Here is a 23270-nt window from a genome sequence, read left to right as displayed (position 1 = left end):
TAGCAGAGTATGCTGAAAAAGCGCGAACAGCACACCAATAACTGAAATAAAGCGCTGCACAACAACATCACAACAATCGTAATAACCATAATAATGGGGAATCTCAGGATGAACATGAAGGGTAAAGCGTTACTGGCAGGATGTATCGCGTTGGCATTCAGCACCATGGCGCAGGCAGATATTAAAGTGGCCGTGGTGGGCGCAATGTCCGGTCCGGTAGCACAGTACGGCGACCAGGAATTTACGGGCGCAGAACAGGCGGTTGCAGACATTAATGCTAAGGGTGGCATCAAGGGCGAAAAACTGCAGATCGTAAAATACGACGATGCCTGTGACCCGAAGCAAGCGGTCGCGGTGGCGAACAAAGTGGTCAACGACGGCATCAAATACGTTATCGGTCACCTGTGCTCCTCTTCTACTCAGCCCGCGTCTGACATCTACGAAGACGAAGGTATTCTGATGATCACCCCGGCTGCGACCGCACCGGAGCTGACCGCGCGCGGCTACAAGCTGACCCTGCGTACCACCGGTCTGGACTCCGATCAGGGCCCAACGGCGGCTAAGTACATACTTGAAAAAGTGAAGCCGCAGCGTATCGCGATTGTTCACGACAAACAGCAGTATGGTGAAGGTCTGGCCCGTGCGGTGCAGGACGGTCTTAAAAAAGGCAATGCCAACGTGGTCTTCTTTGATGGGATCACCGCCGGCGAGAAAGACTTCTCCACCCTGGTGGCGCGTCTGAAGAAAGAGAATATCGATTTCGTTTACTACGGCGGCTACCACCCGGAAATGGGCCAGATCCTGCGCCAGGCGCGCGCGGCGGGTCTGAAAACCCAGTTCATGGGCCCGGAAGGCGTGGCGAACGTTTCCCTGTCTAACATCGCGGGTGAATCTGCCGAAGGTCTGCTGGTGACCAAGCCGAAGAACTACGACCAGGTGCCAGCGAACAAACCTATCGTAGATGCCATCAAGGCGAAGAAGCAGGATCCAAGCGGCGCGTTCGTCTGGACCACCTACGCAGCGCTGCAGTCTCTGCAGGCGGGTCTGAACCAGTCAGCCGATCCGGCTGAGATTGCCACCTGGCTGAAAGCCAACACGGTGGAAACCGTGATGGGGCCGCTCTCCTGGGACGCAAAGGGCGATCTGAAGGGCTTCGAGTTCGGCGTGTTTGACTGGCATGCTAACGGAACGGCGACAGACGCCAAATAAACGCAAATGGCAACCGTAAGGTTGCCATTTTAGTGTTTGCACCCTCTCCCCGTGGGAGAGGGCCGGGGTGAGGGCATCATGCCGCACCGCACAATTCATCCCAAACGCTTCTCCCACCCGCTCTCCTGCGCCGTAAACCCTAACGCCTGCATAAACGCTGCCATCACGCCGCGGTCTTCCACGCCCACGTCGGCCATCCACCATGAGTTTACGTTCGGGTTTTCGCGGATCACTTCTTCAATTAAATACTGTCCCACACCGCGACGACGGGTCACGTCACGCACGCGCAGCGAGTCCAGCGCTCCCTCCGTGCCGCTCAGGGTCACGCGAACCGCGGCCAGCAGGCGCTCGTTGAAGCGCGCGGCATAAATGCGATGGTTCTCGTCGACATGCAGCGACGAAGGGGAATATTCCGGCCAGATCTTGCCCAGGTCGATATGATCCTGGTCGCTAAAGGTCACCAGACGCACGATAGTCAGTTTCATTAGCAGCTTGTCCAAAGCAAATTGAGTAGAGGCAGTGTACTCAATTTATTCACTCAGCGGCTTCCTCTTTTTATTCTCATTAACCAGGTGATTAGTTTTTTAGCAATGCAATGGGCAGTGTGAAAACACATGGATCGAAAAATAAGCAGAATTTTAACCTGAATGGCAGCGATTTATTCGGCGCTTTGTACCGTTATTTTATGCTGCAAACTGCACTTTTATTTGTTTATCTCTGCCTGATTTCAGAATATTATCTTTCCTTAATCGCCTGAAAAATAGAGATTTTAGTCTGGTTTTTGACAAAAAACTGCGCTAAACCATTAAAGGCACTGGTAAAAATAGCGTTGTTCATTAAAAGTACAGAATGCTTTTTAACCATAATAAAACAAAATATAAACACGACATCACGAATGGGGATTCTGAGATGAAAAGGAACGCGAAGACATTTATCGCGGGAATGGTTGCACTGGCGATCTCGCATGCGGCCATGGCGGAAGAGATTAAAGTTGCGGTAGTCGGTGCGATGTCCGGCCCTGTTGCCCAGTGGGGTGACATGGAGTTTAACGGCGCGCGTCAGGCCATCAAAGACATCAACGCCAAAGGCGGCATCAAGGGCGACAAGCTGGTAGGCGTGGAGTATGACGACGCCTGCGATCCGAAACAGGCCGTTGCGGTCGCCAACAAAATCGTCAACGACGGGATTCAGTACGTCATCGGCCACCTGTGCTCATCCTCCACCCAGCCCGCGTCCGATATCTACGAAGACGAAGGTATTTTGATGATCACTCCGGGCGCCACCAACCCGGAGCTGACCCAGCGCGGTTACCAGCACATCATGCGTACCGCCGGTCTGGACTCCTCTCAGGGGCCAACCGCGGCCAAATACATCCTCGAGACCGTTAAGCCACAGCGTATCGCCATCATTCATGACAAGCAGCAGTACGGCGAAGGCCTGGCGCGCTCCGTGCAGGACGGCCTGAAAAAAGGCGGCGCGAACATCGTCTTCTTCGACGGCATTACCGCAGGCGAAAAAGACTTCTCCGCGCTGATCGCCCGTCTGCAAAAAGAGAACATCGACTTCGTCTACTACGGTGGCTACTACCCGGAAATGGGCCAGATGCTGCGCCAGGCGCGCGCCACCGGTCTGAAAACCCAGTTTATGGGGCCAGAGGGCGTGGGCAACGCCTCCCTGTCAAACATCGCAGGGGATTCTGCCGAAGGCATGCTGGTGACGATGCCAAAACGCTATGACCAGGATCCGGCCAACAAGGCTATCGTGGATGCGCTCAAGGCGCAGAAGAAAGATCCGAGTGGACCATACGTCTGGATCACCTACGCTGCCGTGCAGTCTCTGGCAACCGCATTGGAGCGTACCGGCAGCAAAGAGCCGCTGGATCTGGTGAAAGATTTAAAAGCACACGGGGCGAACACCGTGATTGGGCCGCTGAACTGGGATGAGAAAGGCGATCTGAAGGGATTTGAGTTTGGTGTCTTTAAGTGGCACGCCGACGGTTCGTCCTCGGTCGCCAAATAATTATCCCACCGCCCGGCTCACCGGGCGGGTATAAAAAGGTTTGCATATGTCCGAGCAGTTTCTCTACTTTTTGCAGCAGATGTTTAACGGCGTCACGCTGGGAAGCACCTACGCGCTGATCGCCATCGGCTATACGATGGTTTACGGCATTATCGGCATGATCAACTTTGCCCACGGCGAGGTGTACATGATCGGTAGCTACGTCTCCTTTATGATTATCGCCGCGCTGATGATGATGGGCATCGACAGCAGCTGGCTGCTGGTCGCCGCCGGGTTTGTTGGCGCGATCGTGATCGCCAGCGCCTACGGCTGGAGCATCGAACGCGTGGCCTACCGGCCGGTGCGCAGCTCCAAGCGTCTTATTGCGCTGATTTCCGCGATCGGGATGTCGATCTTCCTGCAAAACTACGTCAGCCTGACCGAAGGTTCGCGCGACGTGGCGCTGCCAAGCCTGTTTAACGGCCAGTGGATTGTGGGGGCCAGCGAAAACTTCTCTGCCTCTATTACCACGATGCAGCTGGTGATCTGGGTCGTGACCTTTGTCGCCATGCTCGCCCTGACCCTGTTCATCCGCTACTCCCGCATGGGACGCGCCTGCCGCGCGTGCGCGGAAGACCTGAAGATGGCGAGCCTGCTCGGCATTAACACCGACCGCGTAATCGCCCTGACCTTCGTGATTGGCGCGGCGATGGCGGCGGTGGCTGGCGTGCTGCTCGGCCAGTTCTACGGCGTAATTAACCCGTACATCGGCTTTATGGCCGGGATGAAAGCCTTCACCGCGGCGGTACTGGGCGGCATCGGCAGCATTCCGGGCGCGATGATTGGCGGCCTGATCCTGGGCGTGGCGGAAGCGCTCTCCTCGGCGTATCTGAGCACCGAATATAAAGACGTGGTGTCGTTTGCCCTGCTGATTCTGGTTCTGCTGGTGATGCCTACCGGTATTCTGGGCCGTCCGGAGGTAGAGAAAGTATGAAACCGATGCATTTTGCAATGGCGCTGCTCTCTGCCGCCATGTTCTTCGTGCTGGCCAGCGTCTTTATGGGCGTCCAGCTTGAGCTGAATGGCACCAAACTCGTTGTCGATACTGCAGCTGATATTCGCTGGCAGTGGGTCTTTATCGGCACCGCCGTGGTGTTCCTGTTCCAGCTGCTGCGCCCGCTGTTCCAGAAAACGCTGAAAAATGTCTCCGGACCGAAATTCGTCCTGCCGGCGATCGACGGTACAACGGTAAAACAGAAGCTGTTCCTCGTGGCGCTGCTGGTGGCTGCCGTGGCGTGGCCGTTTATGGTGTCGCGCGGCACGGTGGACATCGCCACCCTGACCATGATCTACGTGATCCTCGGTCTCGGTCTGAACGTGGTGGTGGGGCTCTCAGGTCTGCTGGTGCTGGGCTACGGCGGCTTCTACGCCATCGGCGCGTACACCTTTGCGCTGCTGAACCACTATTACGGCCTCGGCTTCTGGACCTGCCTGCCGCTGGCGGGGCTGGTCTCTGCCGCCGCAGGCTTCCTGCTCGGCTTCCCGGTACTGCGCCTGCGCGGTGACTACCTGGCGATTGTGACCTTAGGCTTCGGTGAAATTGTCCGTATCCTGCTGCTCAACAACACCGAAGTGACCGGTGGCCCGAACGGCATCAGCCAGATCCCAAAACCGACCTTCTTTGGCCTGGAGTTCAGCCGTACCGCCCGCGAAGGCGGCTGGGATACCTTCAGCAACTTCTTCGGCATCAAATATGACCCATCTGACCGCGTGATCTGGCTCTACCTGGTGGCGCTGCTGCTGGTGGTCATCACCCTGTTCGTGATCAACCGCCTGCTGCGCATGCCGCTGGGCCGCGCGTGGGAAGCGTTGCGCGAAGATGAGATCGCCTGCCGCTCTCTGGGCCTGAACCCGACCCGCATCAAGCTGACCGCGTTCACCATCAGCGCCGCGTTTGCCGGTTTCGCCGGCACGCTGTTCGCCGCGCGTCAGGGCTTCGTCAGCCCCGAGTCGTTCACCTTTGCCGAATCGGCCTTTGTGCTGGCGATTGTGGTACTCGGCGGGATGGGCTCGCAGTTCGCCGTTATCCTCGCGGCCATCCTGCTGGTGGTCTCTCGCGAGCTGATGCGCGACTTTAACGAATACAGCATGCTGATGCTGGGTGGTTTGATGGTGCTGATGATGATCTGGCGTCCGCAGGGTCTGCTGCCGATGACGCGTCCACAGCTGAAGCTTAAGAATGTGGAAGCGAAAGGAGAGCAGGCATGAGTCAGCCATTATTATCCGTAAACGGTCTGATGATGCGTTTTGGCGGCCTGCTGGCGGTCAACAACGTGAACCTGGACCTGCATAAAAAAGAGATCGTCTCCCTGATTGGCCCGAACGGCGCGGGGAAAACCACGGTCTTTAACTGTCTGACCGGCTTCTACAAGCCGACGGGCGGCACCATCATGCTGCGCGACCAGCACCTGGAAGGGCTGCCGGGCCAGCAGATTGCCCGCATGGGCGTGGTACGTACCTTCCAGCACGTGCGTTTGTTCCGCGAGATGACGGTGATTGAGAACCTGCTGGTGGCACAGCATCAGCAGCTGAAAACCGGCCTGTTCTCCGGCCTGCTGAAAACCCCGGCCTTCCGCCGCGCGCAGGAGGAGGCGCTCGATCGTGCCGCCACCTGGCTCGACCGCATCGGCCTGCTGCAGCACGCCAACCGTCAGGCGAGCAACCTGGCCTACGGCGACCAGCGTCGACTGGAGATTGTGCGCTGCATGGTGACCCAGCCGGAGATCCTGATGCTCGACGAACCGGCGGCGGGCCTCAACCCGAAAGAGACCAAAGAGCTGGACGAGCTGATTGCCGAGCTGCGCGATCATCACGACACCACCATCCTGCTGATTGAGCACGACATGAAGCTGGTGATGGGTATTTCGGACCGTATCTACGTGGTTAACCAGGGCACGCCGCTGGCAAACGGCACGCCGGAAGAGATCCGCAACAACCCGGACGTGATCCGCGCATACCTTGGTGAGGCATAAGATGGAAAAAGCGATGTTAACGTTCGACAAGGTCAATGCGCACTACGGCAAGATCCAGGCGCTGCACGACGTCAGCCTGCACATCAATCAGGGTGAAATCGTCACCCTGATTGGCGCCAACGGCGCGGGCAAAACCACGCTGCTCGGCACCCTGTGCGGCGACCCGCGCGCCACCAGCGGTCGGATTGTGTTCGATGGTAAAGACATTACCGACTGGCAGACCGCCAGAATCATGCGTGAGGCGGTGGCGATTGTCCCGGAAGGGCGCCGCGTCTTCTCCCGCATGACGGTGGAAGAGAACCTGGCGATGGGCGGGTTCTTCGCTCACCGCGATGAATACCAGACCCGCATCAAGTGGGTGTACGAACTCTTCCCGCGCCTGTGGGAGCGCCGCATTCAGCGTGCGGGCACCATGTCCGGCGGTGAACAGCAGATGCTGGCGATTGGCCGAGCGCTGATGAGCCAGCCGCGTCTGCTGCTTCTGGACGAGCCGTCGCTCGGTCTTGCACCGATCATCATCCAGCAGATATTCGACACCATCGAGCAGCTGCGCAAAGAGGGGATGACCATCTTCCTCGTCGAGCAGAACGCCAACCAGGCGCTGAAGCTCGCTGACCGTGGCTACGTGCTGGAGAACGGCCGCGTGGTGCTAGAAGACACCGGCGACGCGCTGCTGGCGAACGAAGCGGTGCGGAGCGCGTATTTAGGCGGTTAGATAAAAGCAAAAAGGCAACGCAAGTTGCCTTTTTTAGTGTTTTCTCCCTCTCCCTGTGGGAGAGGGCCGGGGTGAGGGCACCAGACCGCACCCAATGAAGCACCTAATTCCCTTCACACAACCATCATCCCCCTGACCCTTTACTGTCACTTATCTGTAAACAAACAGTTATTTTTCTGTCATTCGAGCATGTCATGTTACCTCGCGAGCATAAAACGCGTGATATCGCGCATCCGGCACAATGAGAGAGATGACAATGACATCGTTACGACACACAGCTTTGGGTCTGGCACTGGGTCTGGCTTTTGCGACGAACGCAATGGCTGTGACCACCATTCCGTTCTGGCATTCCATGGAAGGGGAGTTGGGTAAAGAGGTTGACTCCCTGGCGCAGCGTTTCAACGACACCCACCCGGATTACAAAATTGTGCCGGTGTACAAAGGTAACTACGAGCAGAGCCTGAGCGCGGGCATCGCCGCCTTCCGTACCGGCAACGCGCCTGCGCTGTTACAGGTGTATGAAGTGGGCACCGCCACCATGATGGCCTCGAAAGCTATCAAGCCGGTGTATGAAGTGTTCAAAGAGGCGGGTATCAACTTCGATGAATCCCAGTTCGTGCCGACCGTAGCGGGTTACTACACCGATTCCAAAACCGGTCACCTGCTGTCCCAGCCGTTTAACAGCTCCACGCCAGTGCTGTACTACAACAAAGACGCCTTCAAAAAAGCCGGTTTAGATCCGGAGCAGCCGCCAAAAACCTGGCAGGACCTGGCCGAATACACCGCGAAGCTGAAAGCGGCGGGCATGAAGTGCGGCTACGCCAGCGGCTGGCAGGGCTGGATCCAGATTGAGAACTTCAGCGCCTGGCACGGCCTGCCGGTTGCCACCAAAAACAACGGCTTCGATGGCACCGATGCGGTACTCGAGTTCAACAAACCGGAGCAGGTGAAGCACATTGCGCTGCTTGCCGATCTGAACAAGAAGGGCGACTTCAGCTACTTCGGGCGTAAAGACGAATCCACCGAGAAGTTCTACAACGGCGACTGCGCCATTACCACCGCCTCGTCCGGCTCGCTGGCGGATATCCGCCACTACGCCAAATTCAACTACGGCGTGGGCATGATGCCGTACGACGCCGACGTAAAAGGCGCGCCGCAGAACGCCATCATCGGCGGGGCGAGCCTGTGGGTGATGCAGGGTAAAGATAAGGGCACCTACAAAGGCGTCGCCGAGTTCCTCGACTTCCTGGCGAAGCCGGAAAATGCCGCCGAGTGGCACCAGAAGACCGGCTACCTGCCGATCACCAAAGCCGCGTACGATCTGACCCGCGAGCAGGGCTTCTACAGCAAAAACCCGGGTGCGGACATCGCGACGCGTCAGATGCTGAACAAGCCGCCGTTGCCGTTCACTAAAGGCCTCCGTCTGGGCAACATGCCGCAGATCCGCACCATCGTGGATGAAGAGCTGGAAAGCGTGTGGACCGGGAAGAAAACGCCACAGCAGGCGCTGGATTCCGCAGTAGAGCGCGGGAATCAGCTGCTGCGCCGCTTTGAGCAGTCGACGAAATCGTAATTTGTGATTCGCCCGGTGGCGCTGCGCTTACCGGGCCTACGACGTGCCCCATCCAGGCCGGGTAAGGCGCAGCCGCCACCCGGCATTGTTCAGGAACCCAATCTCCATGTCCTCATCCCGTCCGGTGTTTCGCTCCCGCTGGCTGCCGTACCTGTTGGTCGCGCCTCAGCTGGTCATCACCGTTATCTTCTTTATCTGGCCTGCGGGCGAAGCGCTGTGGTACTCGGTACAAAGCGTCGATCCGTTCGGGCTCTCCAGCCAGTTCGTCGGGCTGGACAACTTTACCGCGCTATTCCATGACAGCTACTACCTGGACTCCTTCTGGACGACGATCAGGTTCAGCGCGCTGGTGACCGTCAGCGGCCTTGTTACCTCGCTGTTTTTCGCCGCGCTGGTGGACTACGTGGTGCGCGGCAGCCGCCTGTATCAGACCCTGATGCTGCTGCCTTACGCCGTGGCCCCCGCCGTTGCCGCTGTGCTGTGGATCTTCCTGTTTAACCCCGGACGCGGGCTGATTACTCACTTCCTGGCAGAGTTCGGCTACGACTGGAACCACGCCCAGAACAGCGGTCAGGCGATGTTCCTGGTGGTGTTCGCCTCGGTGTGGAAGCAGATCAGCTATAACTTCCTGTTCTTCTTTGCCGCGCTGCAGTCCATCCCGCGCTCGCTGGTGGAGGCCGCCGCGATTGACGGCGCAGGGCCGATTCGGCGCTTCTTCAGGCTGTCGCTGCCGCTGATCGCCCCGGTGAGCTTCTTCCTGCTGGTGGTTAACCTCGTCTACGCCTTCTTCGACACCTTCCCGGTGATTGACGCCGCCACTGCAGGCGGCCCGGTCCAGGCGACCACCACGCTGATTTACAAAATCTACCGTGAAGGCTTCGCCGGGCTGGATCTCTCGGCCTCCGCCGCGCAGTCGGTGGTGCTGATGTTCCTCGTCATCATCCTCACGGTGGTGCAGTTCCGCTATGTTGAAAGTAAGGTGCGCTACCAATGATTGAGAACCGTCGCGGGCTGACGATTTTCAGCCACACCATGCTGATTTTAGGGATTATCGTCATCCTGTTCCCGCTGTACGTGGCCTTTGTCGCCGCCACGCTGGACACTAAAGCGGTGTTCGACACGCCGATGACGCTGATCCCGGGCGGGCATCTTTTCGAGAACATGAAAACCATCTGGACCCAGGGCGTGGGCGCCAACAGCGCGCCGTTCTGGCTGATGATGCTCAACAGCTTCATCATGGCGTTCGGCATTACGGTTGGCAAAATTACGGTGTCGATGCTCTCGGCCTTCGCCATCGTCTGGTTTCGCTTTCCGCTGCGTAACCTGTTCTTCTGGATGATTTTCATCACCCTGATGCTGCCGGTGGAGGTGCGTATCTTCCCGACGGTGGAGGTGATTGCCAACCTGAAGATGCTGGACAGCTACGCGGGCTTAACCCTGCCGCTGATGGCCTCGGCGACCGCCACCTTCCTGTTCCGCCAGTTCTTTATGACCCTGCCGGACGAGCTGATTGAGGCCGCGCGCATCGACGGCGCCTCCCCGATGCGCTTCTTCCGCGACATCGTGCTGCCGCTGTCGAAAACCAACCTTGCGGCGCTGTTTGTGATCACCTTTATCTACGGCTGGAACCAGTACCTGTGGCCGCTGCTGATTATTCAGGACGTCAACCTCGGCACCGCCGTGGCGGGCATCAAAGGCATGATTGCCACCGGTGAAGGCACCACCCTCTGGAACCAGGTGATGGCGGCGATGCTGCTCACCCTAATCCCACCCGTAGTCATTGTTTTAGCCATGCAGCGCGCGTTTGTCCGCGGCCTGGTCGATAGCGAGAAATAAGATGGCAGGTTTAAAACTTCAGGCAGTTACCAAAAGCTGGGACGGTAAAACCCAGGTCATTCAGCCGCTGACGCTCGACGTGGCGGACGGCGAATTTATCGTGATGGTCGGCCCGTCCGGCTGCGGGAAGTCCACGCTGCTGCGCATGGTGGCGGGGCTGGAGCGCGTCACATCTGGGGACATCTGGATTGACCGCCAGCGCGTCACCGAGATGGAGCCGAAAGACAGGGGCATCGCGATGGTGTTCCAGAACTACGCCCTCTATCCGCACATGAGCGTGGAGGAGAACATGGCCTGGGGGCTGAAAATTCGCGGCATGGGCAAAGGCCATATCGAGGAGCGCGTGAAAGAAGCCGCCCGCATTCTGGAACTCGACGGCCTGCTGAAGCGCCGCCCGCGCGAGCTCTCCGGCGGCCAGCGCCAGCGCGTGGCAATGGGGCGCGCCATCGTGCGTGACCCGGCGGTATTCCTGTTCGACGAGCCGCTGTCTAACCTCGACGCCAAGCTGCGCGTGCAGATGCGCCTTGAGCTGCAGCAGCTGCACCGTCGTCTGAAAACAACGTCTCTGTACGTGACCCACGATCAGGTCGAAGCCATGACTCTCGCCCAGCGCGTAATGGTGATGAACAAAGGCGTTGCCGAGCAGATTGGCACCCCGGTGGAAGTGTACGAAAAACCGGCCACCCGCTTTGTGGCGAGCTTTATCGGCAGCCCGGCGATGAACCTGCTGGAAGGGCGCATCAGCAGCGCGGGCACCCACTTTGAACTGGAAAGCGGGATGGCGCTGCCGATCAACTGGTACTATCGTGGCTACGCCGGGCGTAAGATGACGCTCGGTATCCGCCCCGAGCATATTGGTTTAACCTCACAGGCGGACGGCGGCGTGCCGCTGGTGATGGACACGCTGGAGATGTTGGGTGCAGATAACCTGGCGCATGGGCGCTGGGGCGAGCAAAAAATGGTGGTGCGCCTGGCGCATCAGGAGCGCCCGAAAGCGGGCAGCACGCTGTGGCTCCACCTGCCGGAAAACCATCTGCACCTTTTTGACGGTGAAACAGGACAACGAGTATGAGCAACTGGCCTTATCCCCACGTCGTCGCCCACCGCGGCGGCGGTAAGCTGGCCCCGGAAAACACCCTGGCGGCGATCGATGTCGGCGCGCGCTACGGCCACACGATGATCGAGTTCGACGCCAAGCTGTCGAAGGACGGCGAAATTTTCCTGCTGCATGACGACAATCTTGAACGCACCAGCAACGGCTGGGGCGTGGCGGGTGAACTGCCGTGGCGCGATCTGCTGAAGGTGGACGCCGGAAGCTGGTACAGCGGCGAGTTCAAAGGCGAACCGCTGCCCCTGCTGGCGGAAGTGGCCGATCGCTGTCGCCAGCACGACATGATGGCGAACATCGAAATCAAACCGACCACCGGCACCGGGCCGCTGACGGGCAAAGTGATTGCCCTTGCCGCGCGCGAGCTGTGGGAAGGCATGACCGCGCCGCTGCTGTCGTCGTTTGACATCGACGCGCTGGAGGCCGCACAGGCAGCTGTACCTGAGCTGCCGCGCGGGCTGCTGCTGGACGAGTGGCGTGAGGACTGGCGTGAACTGACGGGCCGCTTAGGCTGCGTCTCTATCCATCTGAACCACAAGCTGCTGGATGAGGCGCGGGTGAAAATGCTGAAAGACGCGGGTCTGCATATTCTGGTCTACACCGTTAACAAACCCCAGCGCGCAGCCGAGCTGCTGCGCTGGGGCGTGGACAGTATCTGTACCGATGCGATTGACCAGATCGGCCCGAAATTTATTTATTGAGCATACTGCCGTTCTGCTGGGTCGGCAGCATATGCTGCTGACCGCTGCTTTGCGACATCCCGCCCCCTAACATCCCGCCGTTTTTATTTGGCAGCGGCTGCTCGCGCACCTGTCCCTGCTGCACGCGCTGGGTGTTGGCGTTCATCTGGTTTTGCAGGCTCTGCTGCTGCATCTGGGTCTGCGTTCTCAGCTGCTGATTGAGCATCCCTTTCTGCTGCTGTTGCTGGCTCATCATCTCGGTCTGCATACGCTGCTGGCTCGGGATAACGTAACCCTGCTGGTTCGGATTGTTCATGGTGTTGAGTGGCTGTGCGAGCGCGGCAAACGGGATCAGCGCCGCAATAATCATCAAGCGTTTCATTGCCATTTCCTCCTCTTGAGGCCTCTCTTAAGTTTACCCTGATTTCACCATGACGATGATTTTTTAGGAGTTGTGAACCAGGCTTAAGCGGGGAATATGGATCCCTTCACCTGGAGAACAATAATGATGAAACCAACCTTCTTGCGCTGGGTCGCCATCGCCGCGCTGATGGCAGGCGGCACATTTACCGTGGCGGCCAACCCGCCCGCCGCTCCTCCCGTCTCTTACGGCGTGGAGGAGGATGTTTTTCACCCCGTGCGGGCCACGCACGGCATGGTGGCCTCGGTTGACGCGCTGGCGACCCAAGTGGGCGTCGATATTCTTAAGCAGGGCGGTAACGCGGTGGATGCAGCGGTCGCCGTCGGCTATGCGCTGGCGGTAACGCATCCGCAGGCGGGGAATCTGGGCGGCGGCGGCTTTATGATGCTGCGCACCAAAGACGGCAAAACCACGGCCATCGACTTCCGCGAAATGGCGCCTTCTCAGGCGTCCCGCGATATGTTCCTCGACGACCAGGGGAACCCGGACAGTAAAAAATCTCTGACCTCGCACCTCGCCTCCGGCACGCCGGGCACCGTTGCGGGCTTCTCGCTGGCGCTGGAAAAATACGGCACGATGCCGCTGAACAAGGTGGTGCAGCCTGCCATCAGGCTGGCGCGGGAGGGATTTGTGGTCAATGACGCCCTGGCGGACGACCTCAAGACCTACGGCAGTGAAGTCATTCCCAATCACGAAAACAGCAAGGCGATCTTCTGGAAGGACGGCGAGCCGCTGAAGAAGGGCGATAAGCTGGTGCAGAAGAATCTCGCCAAAAGCCTGGAGCTGATTGCGGAGCACGGCCCGGACGCGTTCTACAAAGGGGCGATTGCCGACCAGATTGCCGAAGAGATGCAGAAGAACGGGGGGCTTATCACCAAAGCGGATCTGGCGGAATACAGGGCGGTGGAGCGCGAGCCGATTAGCGGCACCTACCGCGGCTACGAGGTGTTCTCCATGCCGCCGCCGTCTTCCGGGGGCATTCACATCGTGCAGATCCTCAATATTCTTGAAAACTTTGATATGCACAAGTTCGGCTTCGGCAGCGCGGATGCCATGCAGGTGATGGCGGAGGCGGAAAAACGCGCCTATGCCGACCGCTCGGAATACCTCGGCGATCCGGACTTCGTGAAGGTGCCGTGGCAGGCGCTGACCAACAAGGCGTATGCAAAATCCATTGCCGATCAGATCGACATCAACAAGGCTAAGCCGTCGAGCGAGATCCGCCCCGGCAAGCTGGCGCCGTATGAAAGCAACCAGACCACGCACTTCTCGGTGGTGGATAAAGACGGCAATGCGGTGGCGGTGACCTACACGCTCAACACCACCTTTGGCACCGGGATTGTGGCGGGCAACAGCGGTATTCTGCTGAACAACGAGATGGATGACTTCTCCGCCAAGCCGGGCGTGCCAAACGTCTACGGGCTGGTCGGCGGCGATGCGAATGCGGTGGGGCCGAAGAAGCGTCCGCTGTCGTCCATGTCGCCAACCATCGTGGTGAAAGACGGGAAAACCTGGCTGGTGACCGGCAGCCCTGGCGGGAGCCGCATCATAACTACCGTGCTACAGATGGTGGTGAACAGCATCGACTTTGGCATGAACGTCGCCGAGGCGACCAATGCGCCGCGTTTCCATCATCAGTGGCTGCCGGATGAACTGCGCGTGGAGAAGGGCTTTAGCCCGGACACCATCAAGCTTCTGGAGCAGCGCGGACAGAAGGTTGCGGTGAAAGAGGCGATGGGCAGCACCCAGAGCATTATGGTGGGGCCAGACGGCGCGCTGTTTGGCGCGTCGGATCCGCGTTCGGTGGATGATTTGACGGCGGGGTACTGATTATACCCCTCACTCTAACCCTCTCCCCAAAGGGGAGAGGGGAGTGTGTCACTTCATTCTCGCCATGAAGTACGCGTCCACATATTCGCCGTTGCGCAGGGCGTAGCGCTTGCCGGTGCCTTCAATTTCGAACCCGTGCTTTTTGTACACCGCGATTGCCGGTTCGTTATCAACAAATACCGTTAACTCAATGCGATCGACGCGCAGCCAGTTGTCGCACATATCAATCATGGTTCGCATCAGCGCGCTGGCAACGCCCCGATTTTGCCATTGCGCACCCACACAAATACCGAAATCGGCAACGTGGCTGCGACGCGGGCGTTGTGCGACGGCAATGCACAGGTGCCCGGCGACGGTCCCGTCGATACAAGCCACCAGCTGTTTAATGCCGGGCTGATCGGTTAGCCGGTCATGCCACATCTGCTCTGAGGGATGAGGAACCTGTAGCGTGTTGTGGTACACCTCCGGCTGGGCGTGGATCTGACGAATGGCATCGTAATCTCTCGGTTCCGCGTGGCGTATCACTATCTCACTCATTCCTTGTTCCTCAGTCGGTTAAAAGTCCCCTCCAACATCAATGACTTTAAAATTTGAGTCAACCGCTATTTTTTGCAAAAAGTATTGGACAAGTGCGAATGAGAATGATTATTATTGCTTTGCATTCAGGAGGACCCCTACGGGAACCTGAAAGCACGACATTGCTCACATTGCTTCCAGTATTACTTTAGCCAGCTTCTCGCTGGCTTTTTTTTTGTTATGGTTAAACTCAGTAACCTTCTAAAAGGACTGAGCCATGACACTACATTGCGCATTTATTGGATTTGGCAAAAGCACCACGCGTTACCACCTTCCGTATGTCCTCCACCGTAAAGACACCTGGCATGTGGCCCATATCTACCGCCGCCGCGCGAAGCCGGAAGAGCAGTCTGCGCAGTACTCCCACATTCACTTCACCAGCGATCTCGATGAAGTATTGAATGACCCGCAGGTAAAGCTGGTGGTTGTCTGCACCCACGCCGACAGCCATTTTGACTATGCGAAACGCGCGCTCGAAGCGGGCAAGAACGTGCTGGTGGAAAAGCCGTTCACCCCGACCATTGCCGAAGCGAAAGCGCTGTTTACGCTGGCGAAAAGCAAAGGGCTGACCGTCACACCGTATCAGAACCGTCGCTTTGACAGCTGTTTCCTGGCGGCGAAAAAGGCGATTGAGAGCGGCAAGCTTGGCGACATTGTGGAAATCGAAAGCCACTTCGATTACTACCGCCCGGTGGCGGAAACCCAGCCCGGCCTGCCGCAGGACGGCTCGTTCTATGGTCTGGGCGTACACACCATGGACCAGATCATCTCCCTGTTTGGCCGCCCGGACCACGTGGCTTACGACATCCGCAGCCTGCGCAATAAAGCCAACCCGGACGATACCTTCGAGGCGCAGCTGTTCTACGGCGACCTTAAGGCTATCGTTAAAACCAGTCACCTGGTGAAAATCGACTACCCAAAATTTATCGTTCATGGCACCAAAGGCTCGTTCATTAAGTACGGCATTGACCAGCAGGAGACCAGCCTGAAGGCCAACATCATGCCGGGCGAACCGGGCTTTGCGGCGGACGATTCCGTAGGCGTGCTGGAGTACGTGAACGATGAGGGCGTAACGGTCAAAGAAGAGCTGAAACCGGAAACCGGCGACTATGGCCGCGTCTACGATGCGCTATATGAAACCCTAATCAACGGCGCGCCGAATTACGTCAAGGAATCTGACGTTCTGACCAACCTGGAAATCCTTGAACGGGCCTTCGAACAGGCTTCTCCTGCCACGGTAACCCTCGCGAAATAAGCAAAAACGGCTCCTCTGGGCTTGTTCATAATTTTTGAACAGAGGAGTCAATTTTCACCCTCTATGATCCCTGACCGTTTGAGTCCACACTTACTCCATCGAAACGAACTGAGGGTGAAAACAATGATCTACTTACGCAAAGCAAACGAACGCGGTCACGCAAATCATGGCTGGCTGGACTCATGGCATTCATTCTCGTTTGCCGACTACTACGACCCTAACTTCATGGGCTTCTCCGCACTGCGCGTGATTAACGACGACGTGATTGATGCAGGCCAGGGCTTCGGTACCCACCCGCACAAGGACATGGAAATCCTGACCTACGTGCTGGAGGGGGCGGTCGAGCACCAGGACAGCATGGGCAACAAAGAGCAGGTTCCAGCGGGCGAGTTCCAGATTATGAGCGCGGGGACCGGGGTGCGTCACTCCGAGTACAACCCGAGCAAAACGGAAAAACTGCACCTGTATCAAATCTGGATCATTCCAGAAGAGACCGGCATCACGCCGCGCTACGAGCAGCGCCGCTTCGACGCGAAACAGGGCAAACAGCTGGTGCTGTCACCGGACGCGCGTGAAGGCTCCCTGAAAGTGCATCAGGATATGGAGCTGTACCGCTGGGCGCTGGCGAAAGACGAGCAGTCCGTGCATCAGATTGCCGCCAACCGCCGCGTCTGGATCCAGGTGGTGAAAGGGGAAGTGTCTATCAACGGCACCAAAGCCACCACCGCCGATGGTCTGGCCGTCTGGGATGAGCAGGCGCTCTCCGTGCACGCCGACAGCGAAAGCGAAATCCTGCTGTTTGACCTGCCTCCGGTCTAAATAATTTCTCAACCTTCCCTTTAAACGGGGAAGGTTGAGCTTTGTCCGTGATAAACTGAGCAAATCTCTCACTTCAAGATTTCTCAGGACGATGAAAAAGAAACGCCCCGTACTTCAGGATGTCGCCGATCGCGTCGGTGTGACCAAAATGACGGTCAGCCGTTTTTTACGTAACCCGGAACAGGTTTCCGTGGCGTTGCGTGGCAAGATTGCCGCCGCCCTTGATGAACTGGGTTATATTCCCAACCGCGCCCCCGATATTCTCTCCAATGCGACCAGCCGTGCGGTGGGCGTTCTGCTTCCTTCCCTGACCAACCAGGTTTTCGCTGAAGTTCTGCGCGGCATTGAAAGCGTCACCGATGCGTTTGGCTACCAGACCATGCTCGCTCACTATGGGTACAAGCCGGAACTGGAAGAGGAACGTCTTGAATCGATGCTTTCCTGGAACATTGACGGCCTGATTTTAACCGAGCGTACCCACACTGCCCGCACGCTCAAAATGATTGAAGTCGCCGGTATTCCGGTGGTGGAGCTCATGGACAGCCAGTCGCCATGCCTCGACATCGCCGTTGGGTTCGATAACTTTGAAGCGGCTCGTCAGATGACAGCGGCGATCATCGCCCGCGGTCATCGTCATATTGCCTATCTGGGTGCGCGTCTTGATGAACGTACTATCATCAAACAGAAGGGATACGAGCAGGCGATGCTCGACGCAAATTTAACCCCGTACAGCGTGATGGTGGAGCAGTCCTCATCTTACACCTCGGGTATTGAGCTGATGCGTCAGGCACGACGCGAGTATCCGCAACTGGACGGTATTTTCTGTACCAACGATGACCTTGCGGTCGGTGCAGCGTTCGAATGCCAGCGTCTGGGGTTGAAGATCCCTGAGGATATGGCGATTGCCGGCTTCCACGGCCACGATATTGGTCAGGTGATGGAGCCGCGTCTGGCGAGCGTTCTGACACCGCGTGAACGCATGGGCCGCATTGGCGCAGAACGCCTGCTGGCGCGCATTCGTGGAGAGACGGTTACCCCAAAAATGTTAGATTTAGGTTTCACCTTGTCACCGGGTGGATCTATTTGAACTGACAAATTTGAAGTAGCTCACACTTATTCACTTCGCGCACGTTTGGATATTGCTTCTCTTTTGCCCCAGCAGGACAATGTTACCGATAACTGTTACCCGTAACAATTGACTGAGGGACACCCTTTGAGCACGACTAATCACGATCACCACGTTTACGTCCTGATGGGCGTGTCCGGTAGCGGTAAATCTGCCGTGGCGAGCGAAGTGGCGCATCAACTTCAGGCTGCGTTTCTTGATGGTGACTTCCTCCATCCGCGCAGCAACATCATGAAAATGGCCTCCGGCGAACCGCTGAACGATGACGACCGCAAACCGTGGTTGCAGGCGCTGAATGACGCCGCGTTCGCGATGCAGCGCACCAACAAAGTTTCCCTGATCGTCTGCTCCGCGCTGAAAAAAACCTACCGCGACCTGCTGCGCGACGGCAATCCGAACCTATCGTTCATCTACCTGAAAGGCGATTTCGGGGTGATTGAAAGCCGTCTGAAAGCGCGTAAAGGCCACTTCTTTAAAACCCAGATGCTGGTGACGCAGTTCGAAGCGCTTCAGGAGCCGGGTGAAGATGAAAAAGACGTCTTAGTGGTTGATATCGATCAGCCGCTGGAAGGTGTTGTAGCCAGCACCATCGAGGTCATTAACAAAAGGCAGTAAGTTTTGAGTACATTAACGCTAGTTTTGACAGCAGTGGGTTCGGTATTGCTGCTGCTGTTTTTAGTGATGAAGGCGCGTATGCACGCCTTCGTTGCTTTGATGGTGGTTTCTATTGGTGCAGGTCTCTTTTCCGGTATGCCGCTCGACAAGATCGCCGCGACGATGGAAAAAGGGATGGGAGGCACGCTGGGCTTCCTGGCGATTGTGGTCGCGCTGGGCGCGATGTTTGGCAAGATTCTGCATGAGACGGGCGCGGTCGACCAGATTGCCGTCAAAATGCTCAAATCCTTCGGGCACAGCCGCGCGCACTACGCGATTGGCCTGGCCGGTCTTATTTGCGCACTGCCGCTGTTCTTCGAAGTGGCGGTGGTGCTGCTCATCAGCGTCGCCTTCTCCATGGCGCGCCATACCGGCACTAACCTCGTGAAGCTGGTCATTCCGCTGTTTGCGGGCGTGGCGGCGGCTGCGGCGTTTCTGCTGCCAGGGCCGGCGCCGATGCTGCTGGCCTCCCAGATGCACGCCGACTTTGGCTGGATGATCCTGATTGGCCTGTGTGCGGCCATCCCGGGGATGATTATCGCCGGTCCGCTGTGGGGCAATTTCATCAGCCGTTACGTTGAGCTGCACATCCCGGACGACATCACCGAGCCGCACCTGGGCGAGGGCAAAATGCCATCCTTCGCCTTCAGCCTGTCGCTCATCCTGCTGCCGCTGGTGCTGGTGGGCCTGAAAACCATCGCCGCGCGCTTTGTGCCGGTCGGTTCTACCGCCTACGAATGGTTTGAGTTCATCGGTCACCCGTTCACGGCGATCCTGGTGGCGTGCCTGGTGGCGATTTACGGCCTGGCGATGCGTCAGGGCATGCCGAAAGACCGCGTGATGGAGATCTGCGGTGCCGCGCTGCAGCCTGCGGGTATTATCCTGCTGGTGATCGGTGCCGGCGGCGTGTTCAAGCAGGTGCTGGTGGATTCCGGCGTGGGCCCGGCTCTGGGTGAAGCGCTGACCGGGATGGGCCTGCCGATTGCGGTAACCTGCTTCGTGCTGGCTGCGGCGGTGCGTATCATTCAGGGTTCCGCCACCGTGGCATGCTTAACCGCCGTGGGTCTGGTGATGCCGGTGATTGAACAGCTGAACTACTCCGGTGCCCAGATGGCCGCGCTGTCTATCTGCATCGCGGGCGGTTCGATTGTCGTCTCGCACGTTAACGACGCTGGCTTCTGGCTGTTCGGCAAGTTTACTGGCGCGACCGAAGCGCAAACGCTGAAAACCTGGACGCTGATGGAAACCATCCTCGGCACGACGGGTGCGATTGTCGGGATGATTGCCTTTACGCTGCTCAGCTAAATGCAATGATTTAACAAGGCAAAAAAAGGCCCGGTAGCGTCAGCGCTTACCGGGCCTTTTTTATTATCCAGGGCATCAGGCCGGGCCATAACCCGGCATTGTGTTACTCGCCCTGCGTCGCGCTCTCAATCGTCAAACGCACGTCTGACGTAATCAGTTCAGCCAGCATCTGGTAAACCTTCAGCGTCTCTTCCGGCTCGGCATCGCCCGTATCGCTGATGAAGCCTTCGTCACGCAGCGTCAGCACCAGCGAGCTGAATACCGCCTTGTCGAAGAATTCCGGGGCGTTAATGCCGTGCAGAACGGACAGGCGCTGCGCCAGCGTCCGGCTCTCTTTCTCCAGCGTGCCGCGGTTGATCGACGGGTTCGCGCTCAGCAGCCAGAACGTAATGGCGTAGCGCTGCAGCGTTTCGCGCGCACCGGCCGCCAGCAGTTGCAGGGTACGGGAGCGTGACGGATTGATGTGCAGCTCGTCGTTCGCAACGGTGATCAGCCCCTGACGGCGCAGCTCTTCCGTCAGTTTTTCCAGCTCAACGGCCAGCTCTTCCTTGCTCCAGCGCAGGAATAGCTCCGCTTTAAGCATCGGGTAGAGCGTCTCAACGTGGCGCAACAGCTCCTGACGTGAAATACGGCGATGCTGGGTGATAATGGCCGCCATGAGCGATGGAAGCATCAGCATATGAGCGATGTTGTTGCGGTAGTACGTCATCAGTACAGCCTGCTCGCGCGGCAGAATGATAATATCGCCGATCGTATCTTTCTCGACTTCGAACTTGTTCATCTGCAGCGCGTGATCGATAAGCTCGCTGGCGGTAGCAGAAGGGGCTGTCGAATCAACCGAGTACGGCACGTTGCGCATCATGTCCAGATAGCAGTCCAGCTGCTCAGTGAGCTGTTCACGGGTCAGGGAACGTTGACGTGAAGCCAGCAGCGCCGTACAACACAGGTTCATCGCATTGGCCGCACCGGCGTTGTTAATGCGCACCATCAGCTCGGACGCGATACCGTTCACCGTTGGCGTCAGCCAGGCCGGACGCACCGCTTCGATAGGGTCGATAGACTCGCGCCAATCCGGAACATGATGGTTCAGATACGTCATCAGCGGCATCGGCTCGCCAAAGTTTACGTAGCCCTGACCCAGGTTGCGTAACTTGCTCAGGCCGCGCAGCATCTGCGGCAGGCTCTCTTTCTCTTTGGTCGCACCGCGCAGTTCTTTGGCATACGTGCCCACTTCCATTACGTGCTCATAGCCAATGTAAATTGGCACGAGCGTGATTGGACGCGTACCGCCGCGCAGCATCGCCTGAATGGTCATCGACAGCGTGCCGGTCTTCGGATCGAGCAGACGACCGGTACGGGAGCGCCCGCCCTCAACGAAGTACTCTACGGAGTAGCCGCGGCTGAACAGCTCGCCGAGATACTCGCGGAACACGGTGGAGTAGAGCTTGTTGCCCTTGAAGGTACGACGAATAAAGAACGCGCCCAGGCGGCGGAAAATCGGGCCTGCTGGCCAGAAGTTCAGGTTAATACCGGCGGCAATGTGCGGCGGTACCAGTCCCTGGTGATAGAGCACGTAGGAGAGAAGCAGGTAGTCCATGTGGCTGCGGTGGCAGGGGACATAGACAATCTCATGACCATCGTGCGCCAGCTGACGAACACGCTCAGCGTTATGCACGTTGATGCCCTGATACAGGCGGTTCCAGGTAAAGCCGAGAATACGATCGGACAGGCGAATCATCTCGTAGGAGAAGTTCGCTGCGATCTCTTCCATCAGCGCAATGGCGTTCTGCTGGGCTTTCTCATGGGAAATTTTCTTGCTGCGCGCTTCGTCTTCAACGGCGCGGGCGATCGCTTTGGAGGCCAGCAGCTTGTTGAACAGGTCCTGACGCGCCGGAAGACGTGGCCCTACGGCCGCCAGGCGCTGACGGGCGAAGTGCATACGTGCCACGCGCGCCAGTTTTTGCGCGATGATCTTGTCAGTGCCGTGCTCGTCCGCCATTCGGCGAAGGGAGACGGAAGGGGAGAAGCGCACAAAGCTGTCGCGTCCCAGCCAGGAGACCGCGAAGAACTTCTGAATGCCGTTAAGCATGCGCAGCGGCGGGTTCTCTTCGCCTTTTTCGCGGCCCGGACGGCGACCAAACATCACCGATACCGGCACCATCTGCACATCCAGGTCAGGATTGCTGCGGTGCAGGTCGAGATAGTCGTGGAACAGCTTGATGGACTCTTCTTTCGGTGTGTAATAGGTAAACACGCGCGGCCCGCCGTGAATGAACACGTAGCGCGGCAGCAAAGTGCCGTCAACTTCCAGTGGTTCAAGCGGATCGGGTAAATCATGCGCCAGACACTGGGCACGGAGCGTTAGCAGGTCTGCCTTAGAGTTATAAGGCAAAACGTACATAATAGGGCGCGACGTATCGAGCCCCAGTTCCAGCGCGGGTTCTGCTGGGATAGACTTGCTTTTTACCAGTATGCTTAATGGTAAATTAAGTAATTTGTAGTAAATTCGTGGCCAGCCGGACATAAACGATGTAAAGCCTCTGGTTAATAATGCAATTGCGGCGCAAGGATAACAGAAAGCGCGCAAAATTTCTGTTGTTACCCGTCATACTTCAGGCGGCAGCGAAACGCGCTGCAGCTCCTGTTACTGACGCTCTTTTTTAAAAAAGGTTCTTTTAATGGCCAATAATACCACTGGGTTGACGCGTATCATCAAAGCCGCCGGCTATTCATGGAAAGGTTTCCGTGCCGCGTGGGTCAATGAAGCTGCTTTTCGCCAGGAAGGTGTCGCCGCTATCGTCGCGGTTATCATCGCCTGTTTCCTTGATGTAGATGCCATTACCCGCGTGCTTCTCATCGGTTCCGTACTTCTGGTGATGATAGTGGAAATTCTCAATAGCGCTATTGAGGCCGTGGTCGACCGGATCGGCTCTGATTTTCACGAGCTCTCTGGCCGCGCGAAAGATATGGGCTCCGCCGCTGTCCTGCTGGCGATTATCACCGCAGCCATTACCTGGGTCACGCTGCTTTGGTCACATTTCCGATGATGCTCGAGGAATAATTAAGTCCCTGGTTTTTTGTGCAGTTTTTGGTTCCAAAATCGCCTTTGACTGTATATACTCACAGCATAACT

General features: G+C 57.7%; 22 protein-coding genes. 18 read left to right on the top strand and 4 right to left on the bottom strand.

Translation table 11 applies throughout. From position 1 onward, the window contains the following. The first annotated feature begins 108 nt into the window (after nt 1-108). Entirely contained in the window at nt 109-1209 is a 1101-nt protein-coding gene (gene livJ, locus IM291_RS20325; RefSeq protein ID WP_072201786.1) for a branched chain amino acid ABC transporter substrate-binding protein LivJ, read from the top strand. Nucleotides 1210-1304: 95 nt separating this feature from the next. On the opposite strand, the gene panM is transcribed toward livJ, so the two are convergent. Beyond that, nucleotides 1305-1694, bottom strand: a complete 390-nt coding sequence (gene panM / locus IM291_RS20320; protein WP_028015145.1) for an aspartate 1-decarboxylase autocleavage activator PanM — start codon at nt 1692-1694, stop codon at nt 1305-1307. Between the two features lie 424 nt (nt 1695-2118). Between panM and livK the strand changes: the two genes are divergently transcribed. The 10 genes from livK to ugpQ all read left to right on the top strand — a co-directional run bounded on the left by livK (nt 2119) and on the right by ugpQ (nt 12172). Beyond that, the gene (gene livK, locus IM291_RS20315) at nt 2119-3228 is read left to right on the top strand and encodes a high-affinity branched-chain amino acid ABC transporter substrate-binding protein LivK (RefSeq protein ID WP_028015146.1); all 1110 of its coding nucleotides are present in this window, start codon (nt 2119-2121) and stop codon (nt 3226-3228) included. Nucleotides 3229-3274: 46 nt separating this feature from the next. Further along, complete coding sequence (livH, locus tag IM291_RS20310) at nt 3275-4201, top strand: high-affinity branched-chain amino acid ABC transporter permease LivH (protein ID WP_028015147.1); 927 nt, start codon at nt 3275-3277, stop codon at nt 4199-4201. After that, the gene (locus IM291_RS20305; protein ID WP_045631383.1) at nt 4198-5475 is read left to right on the top strand and encodes a high-affinity branched-chain amino acid ABC transporter permease LivM; all 1278 of its coding nucleotides are present in this window, start codon (nt 4198-4200) and stop codon (nt 5473-5475) included. Before livH ends, IM291_RS20305 begins: the two co-directional genes overlap by 4 nt. Then, the gene (livG, locus tag IM291_RS20300) at nt 5472-6239 is read left to right on the top strand and encodes a high-affinity branched-chain amino acid ABC transporter ATP-binding protein LivG (protein ID WP_028015149.1); all 768 of its coding nucleotides are present in this window, start codon (nt 5472-5474) and stop codon (nt 6237-6239) included. The genes IM291_RS20305 and livG overlap by 4 nt, the downstream gene beginning before the upstream one ends. Before the next feature lies 1 nt (nt 6240). Next, on the top strand, nt 6241-6954 hold the full coding sequence (livF, locus tag IM291_RS20295) for a high-affinity branched-chain amino acid ABC transporter ATP-binding protein LivF (protein ID WP_008500102.1): 714 nt from the start codon (nt 6241-6243) through the stop codon (nt 6952-6954). Nucleotides 6955-7210: 256 nt separating this feature from the next. Then, nucleotides 7211-8527 (top strand): sn-glycerol-3-phosphate ABC transporter substrate-binding protein UgpB, encoded by a 1317-nt coding sequence (gene ugpB / locus IM291_RS20290; RefSeq protein WP_023310025.1) that lies wholly within the window; start codon nt 7211-7213, stop codon nt 8525-8527. 106 nt (nt 8528-8633) lie between these two features. Continuing rightward, a complete protein-coding gene (gene ugpA / locus IM291_RS20285) occupies nt 8634-9521 on the top strand; it encodes a sn-glycerol-3-phosphate ABC transporter permease UgpA (RefSeq protein ID WP_192987564.1) in 888 nt (295 codons plus the stop codon). Continuing rightward, complete coding sequence (gene ugpE, locus IM291_RS20280; RefSeq protein WP_028015153.1) at nt 9518-10363, top strand: sn-glycerol-3-phosphate ABC transporter permease UgpE; 846 nt, start codon at nt 9518-9520, stop codon at nt 10361-10363. Before ugpA ends, ugpE begins: the two co-directional genes overlap by 4 nt. A 1-nt stretch (nt 10364) precedes the next feature. Beyond that, the gene (locus IM291_RS20275; RefSeq protein WP_028015154.1) at nt 10365-11435 is read left to right on the top strand and encodes a sn-glycerol-3-phosphate import ATP-binding protein UgpC; all 1071 of its coding nucleotides are present in this window, start codon (nt 10365-10367) and stop codon (nt 11433-11435) included. Next, nucleotides 11432-12172 carry a glycerophosphodiester phosphodiesterase gene (gene ugpQ, locus IM291_RS20270; protein ID WP_192987562.1) on the top strand — a complete coding sequence of 247 codons (741 nt, stop codon included), beginning with the start codon at nt 11432-11434 and terminating at the stop codon, nt 12170-12172. The genes IM291_RS20275 and ugpQ overlap by 4 nt, the downstream gene beginning before the upstream one ends. Here the strand turns inward: ugpQ and IM291_RS20265 are convergent. Next, complete coding sequence (locus IM291_RS20265; RefSeq protein WP_045260950.1) at nt 12162-12533, bottom strand: DUF2756 family protein; 372 nt, start codon at nt 12531-12533, stop codon at nt 12162-12164. The two genes, ugpQ and IM291_RS20265, sit on opposite strands and share 11 nt — an antisense overlap. A gap of 123 nt (nt 12534-12656) precedes the next feature. On the opposite strand from IM291_RS20265, the gene ggt reads away from it, so the two are divergent. Then, on the top strand, nt 12657-14402 hold the full coding sequence (gene ggt / locus IM291_RS20260) for a gamma-glutamyltransferase (protein ID WP_074171895.1): 1746 nt from the start codon (nt 12657-12659) through the stop codon (nt 14400-14402). A gap of 48 nt (nt 14403-14450) precedes the next feature. Here the strand turns inward: ggt and yhhY are convergent, their stop codons facing one another. Further along, the gene (gene yhhY / locus IM291_RS20255; RefSeq protein ID WP_028015158.1) at nt 14451-14939 is read right to left on the bottom strand and encodes an N-acetyltransferase; all 489 of its coding nucleotides are present in this window, start codon (nt 14937-14939) and stop codon (nt 14451-14453) included. A gap of 256 nt (nt 14940-15195) precedes the next feature. On the opposite strand from yhhY, the gene IM291_RS20250 reads away from it, so the two are divergent. From IM291_RS20250 to gntU, 5 genes are all read left to right on the top strand, one after another. After that, nucleotides 15196-16233, top strand: coding sequence for an oxidoreductase (locus IM291_RS20250; RefSeq protein ID WP_048998291.1), 1038 nt, complete (start codon nt 15196-15198; stop codon nt 16231-16233). Nucleotides 16234-16356: 123 nt separating this feature from the next. Beyond that, nucleotides 16357-17052 carry a pirin family protein gene (locus IM291_RS20245; RefSeq protein ID WP_003861565.1) on the top strand — a complete coding sequence of 232 codons (696 nt, stop codon included), beginning with the start codon at nt 16357-16359 and terminating at the stop codon, nt 17050-17052. A gap of 91 nt (nt 17053-17143) precedes the next feature. Beyond that, complete coding sequence (gntR, locus tag IM291_RS20240) at nt 17144-18139, top strand: gluconate operon transcriptional repressor GntR (RefSeq protein WP_014882133.1); 996 nt, start codon at nt 17144-17146, stop codon at nt 18137-18139. A 126-nt stretch (nt 18140-18265) separates the two neighbouring features. Beyond that, the gene (gene gntK / locus IM291_RS20235) at nt 18266-18793 is read left to right on the top strand and encodes a gluconokinase (RefSeq protein ID WP_045260947.1); all 528 of its coding nucleotides are present in this window, start codon (nt 18266-18268) and stop codon (nt 18791-18793) included. A gap of 3 nt (nt 18794-18796) precedes the next feature. Then, a complete protein-coding gene (gene gntU / locus IM291_RS20230) occupies nt 18797-20137 on the top strand; it encodes a gluconate transporter (protein ID WP_045260946.1) in 1341 nt (446 codons plus the stop codon). Nucleotides 20138-20240: 103 nt separating this feature from the next. Here the strand turns inward: gntU and plsB are convergent, their stop codons facing one another. Then, nucleotides 20241-22661: a glycerol-3-phosphate 1-O-acyltransferase PlsB gene (gene plsB, locus IM291_RS20225; RefSeq protein WP_119916554.1), complete on the bottom strand. Its 2421-nt coding sequence runs from the start codon at nt 22659-22661 to the stop codon at nt 20241-20243. 154 nt (nt 22662-22815) lie between these two features. Between plsB and IM291_RS20220 the strand changes: the two genes are divergently transcribed. After that, nucleotides 22816-23184, top strand: coding sequence for a diacylglycerol kinase (locus tag IM291_RS20220; RefSeq protein ID WP_014830281.1), 369 nt, complete (start codon nt 22816-22818; stop codon nt 23182-23184). The last annotated feature ends 86 nt before the right edge of the window (nt 23185-23270 follow it).

The sequence above is a fragment of the Enterobacter cloacae complex sp. P27C genome (assembly GCF_014895705.1).
Taxonomy (GTDB): Bacteria; Pseudomonadota; Gammaproteobacteria; order Enterobacterales; family Enterobacteriaceae; genus Enterobacter; species Enterobacter bugandensis.
Note: the sequence above shows the minus strand (reverse complement) of the source record. Positions and strands in the feature narration are given on the sequence as shown.

What these genes read in the sequence shown, in the direction of transcription:
- livJ (WP_072201786.1), top strand. Translation starts at nt 109, where the DNA reads ATGAACATGAAGGGTAAAGCGTTACTGGCAGGATGTATCGCGTTGGCA.
- panM (WP_028015145.1), bottom strand. Translation starts at nt 1,694, where the DNA reads ATGAAACTGACTATCGTGCGTCTGGTGACCTTTAGCGACCAGGATCAT.
- livK (WP_028015146.1), top strand. Translation starts at nt 2,119, where the DNA reads ATGAAAAGGAACGCGAAGACATTTATCGCGGGAATGGTTGCACTGGCG.
- livH (WP_028015147.1), top strand. Translation starts at nt 3,275, where the DNA reads ATGTCCGAGCAGTTTCTCTACTTTTTGCAGCAGATGTTTAACGGCGTC.
- IM291_RS20305 (WP_045631383.1), top strand. Translation starts at nt 4,198, where the DNA reads ATGAAACCGATGCATTTTGCAATGGCGCTGCTCTCTGCCGCCATGTTC.
- livG (WP_028015149.1), top strand. Translation starts at nt 5,472, where the DNA reads ATGAGTCAGCCATTATTATCCGTAAACGGTCTGATGATGCGTTTTGGC.
- livF (WP_008500102.1), top strand. Translation starts at nt 6,241, where the DNA reads ATGGAAAAAGCGATGTTAACGTTCGACAAGGTCAATGCGCACTACGGC.
- ugpB (WP_023310025.1), top strand. Translation starts at nt 7,211, where the DNA reads ATGACATCGTTACGACACACAGCTTTGGGTCTGGCACTGGGTCTGGCT.
- ugpA (WP_192987564.1), top strand. Translation starts at nt 8,634, where the DNA reads ATGTCCTCATCCCGTCCGGTGTTTCGCTCCCGCTGGCTGCCGTACCTG.
- ugpE (WP_028015153.1), top strand. Translation starts at nt 9,518, where the DNA reads ATGATTGAGAACCGTCGCGGGCTGACGATTTTCAGCCACACCATGCTG.
- IM291_RS20275 (WP_028015154.1), top strand. Translation starts at nt 10,365, where the DNA reads ATGGCAGGTTTAAAACTTCAGGCAGTTACCAAAAGCTGGGACGGTAAA.
- ugpQ (WP_192987562.1), top strand. Translation starts at nt 11,432, where the DNA reads ATGAGCAACTGGCCTTATCCCCACGTCGTCGCCCACCGCGGCGGCGGT.
- IM291_RS20265 (WP_045260950.1), bottom strand. Translation starts at nt 12,533, where the DNA reads ATGAAACGCTTGATGATTATTGCGGCGCTGATCCCGTTTGCCGCGCTC.
- ggt (WP_074171895.1), top strand. Translation starts at nt 12,657, where the DNA reads ATGATGAAACCAACCTTCTTGCGCTGGGTCGCCATCGCCGCGCTGATG.
- yhhY (WP_028015158.1), bottom strand. Translation starts at nt 14,939, where the DNA reads ATGAGTGAGATAGTGATACGCCACGCGGAACCGAGAGATTACGATGCC.
- IM291_RS20250 (WP_048998291.1), top strand. Translation starts at nt 15,196, where the DNA reads ATGACACTACATTGCGCATTTATTGGATTTGGCAAAAGCACCACGCGT.
- IM291_RS20245 (WP_003861565.1), top strand. Translation starts at nt 16,357, where the DNA reads ATGATCTACTTACGCAAAGCAAACGAACGCGGTCACGCAAATCATGGC.
- gntR (WP_014882133.1), top strand. Translation starts at nt 17,144, where the DNA reads ATGAAAAAGAAACGCCCCGTACTTCAGGATGTCGCCGATCGCGTCGGT.
- plsB (WP_119916554.1), bottom strand. Translation starts at nt 22,661, where the DNA reads ATGTCCGGCTGGCCACGAATTTACTACAAATTACTTAATTTACCATTA.
- IM291_RS20220 (WP_014830281.1), top strand. Translation starts at nt 22,816, where the DNA reads ATGGCCAATAATACCACTGGGTTGACGCGTATCATCAAAGCCGCCGGC.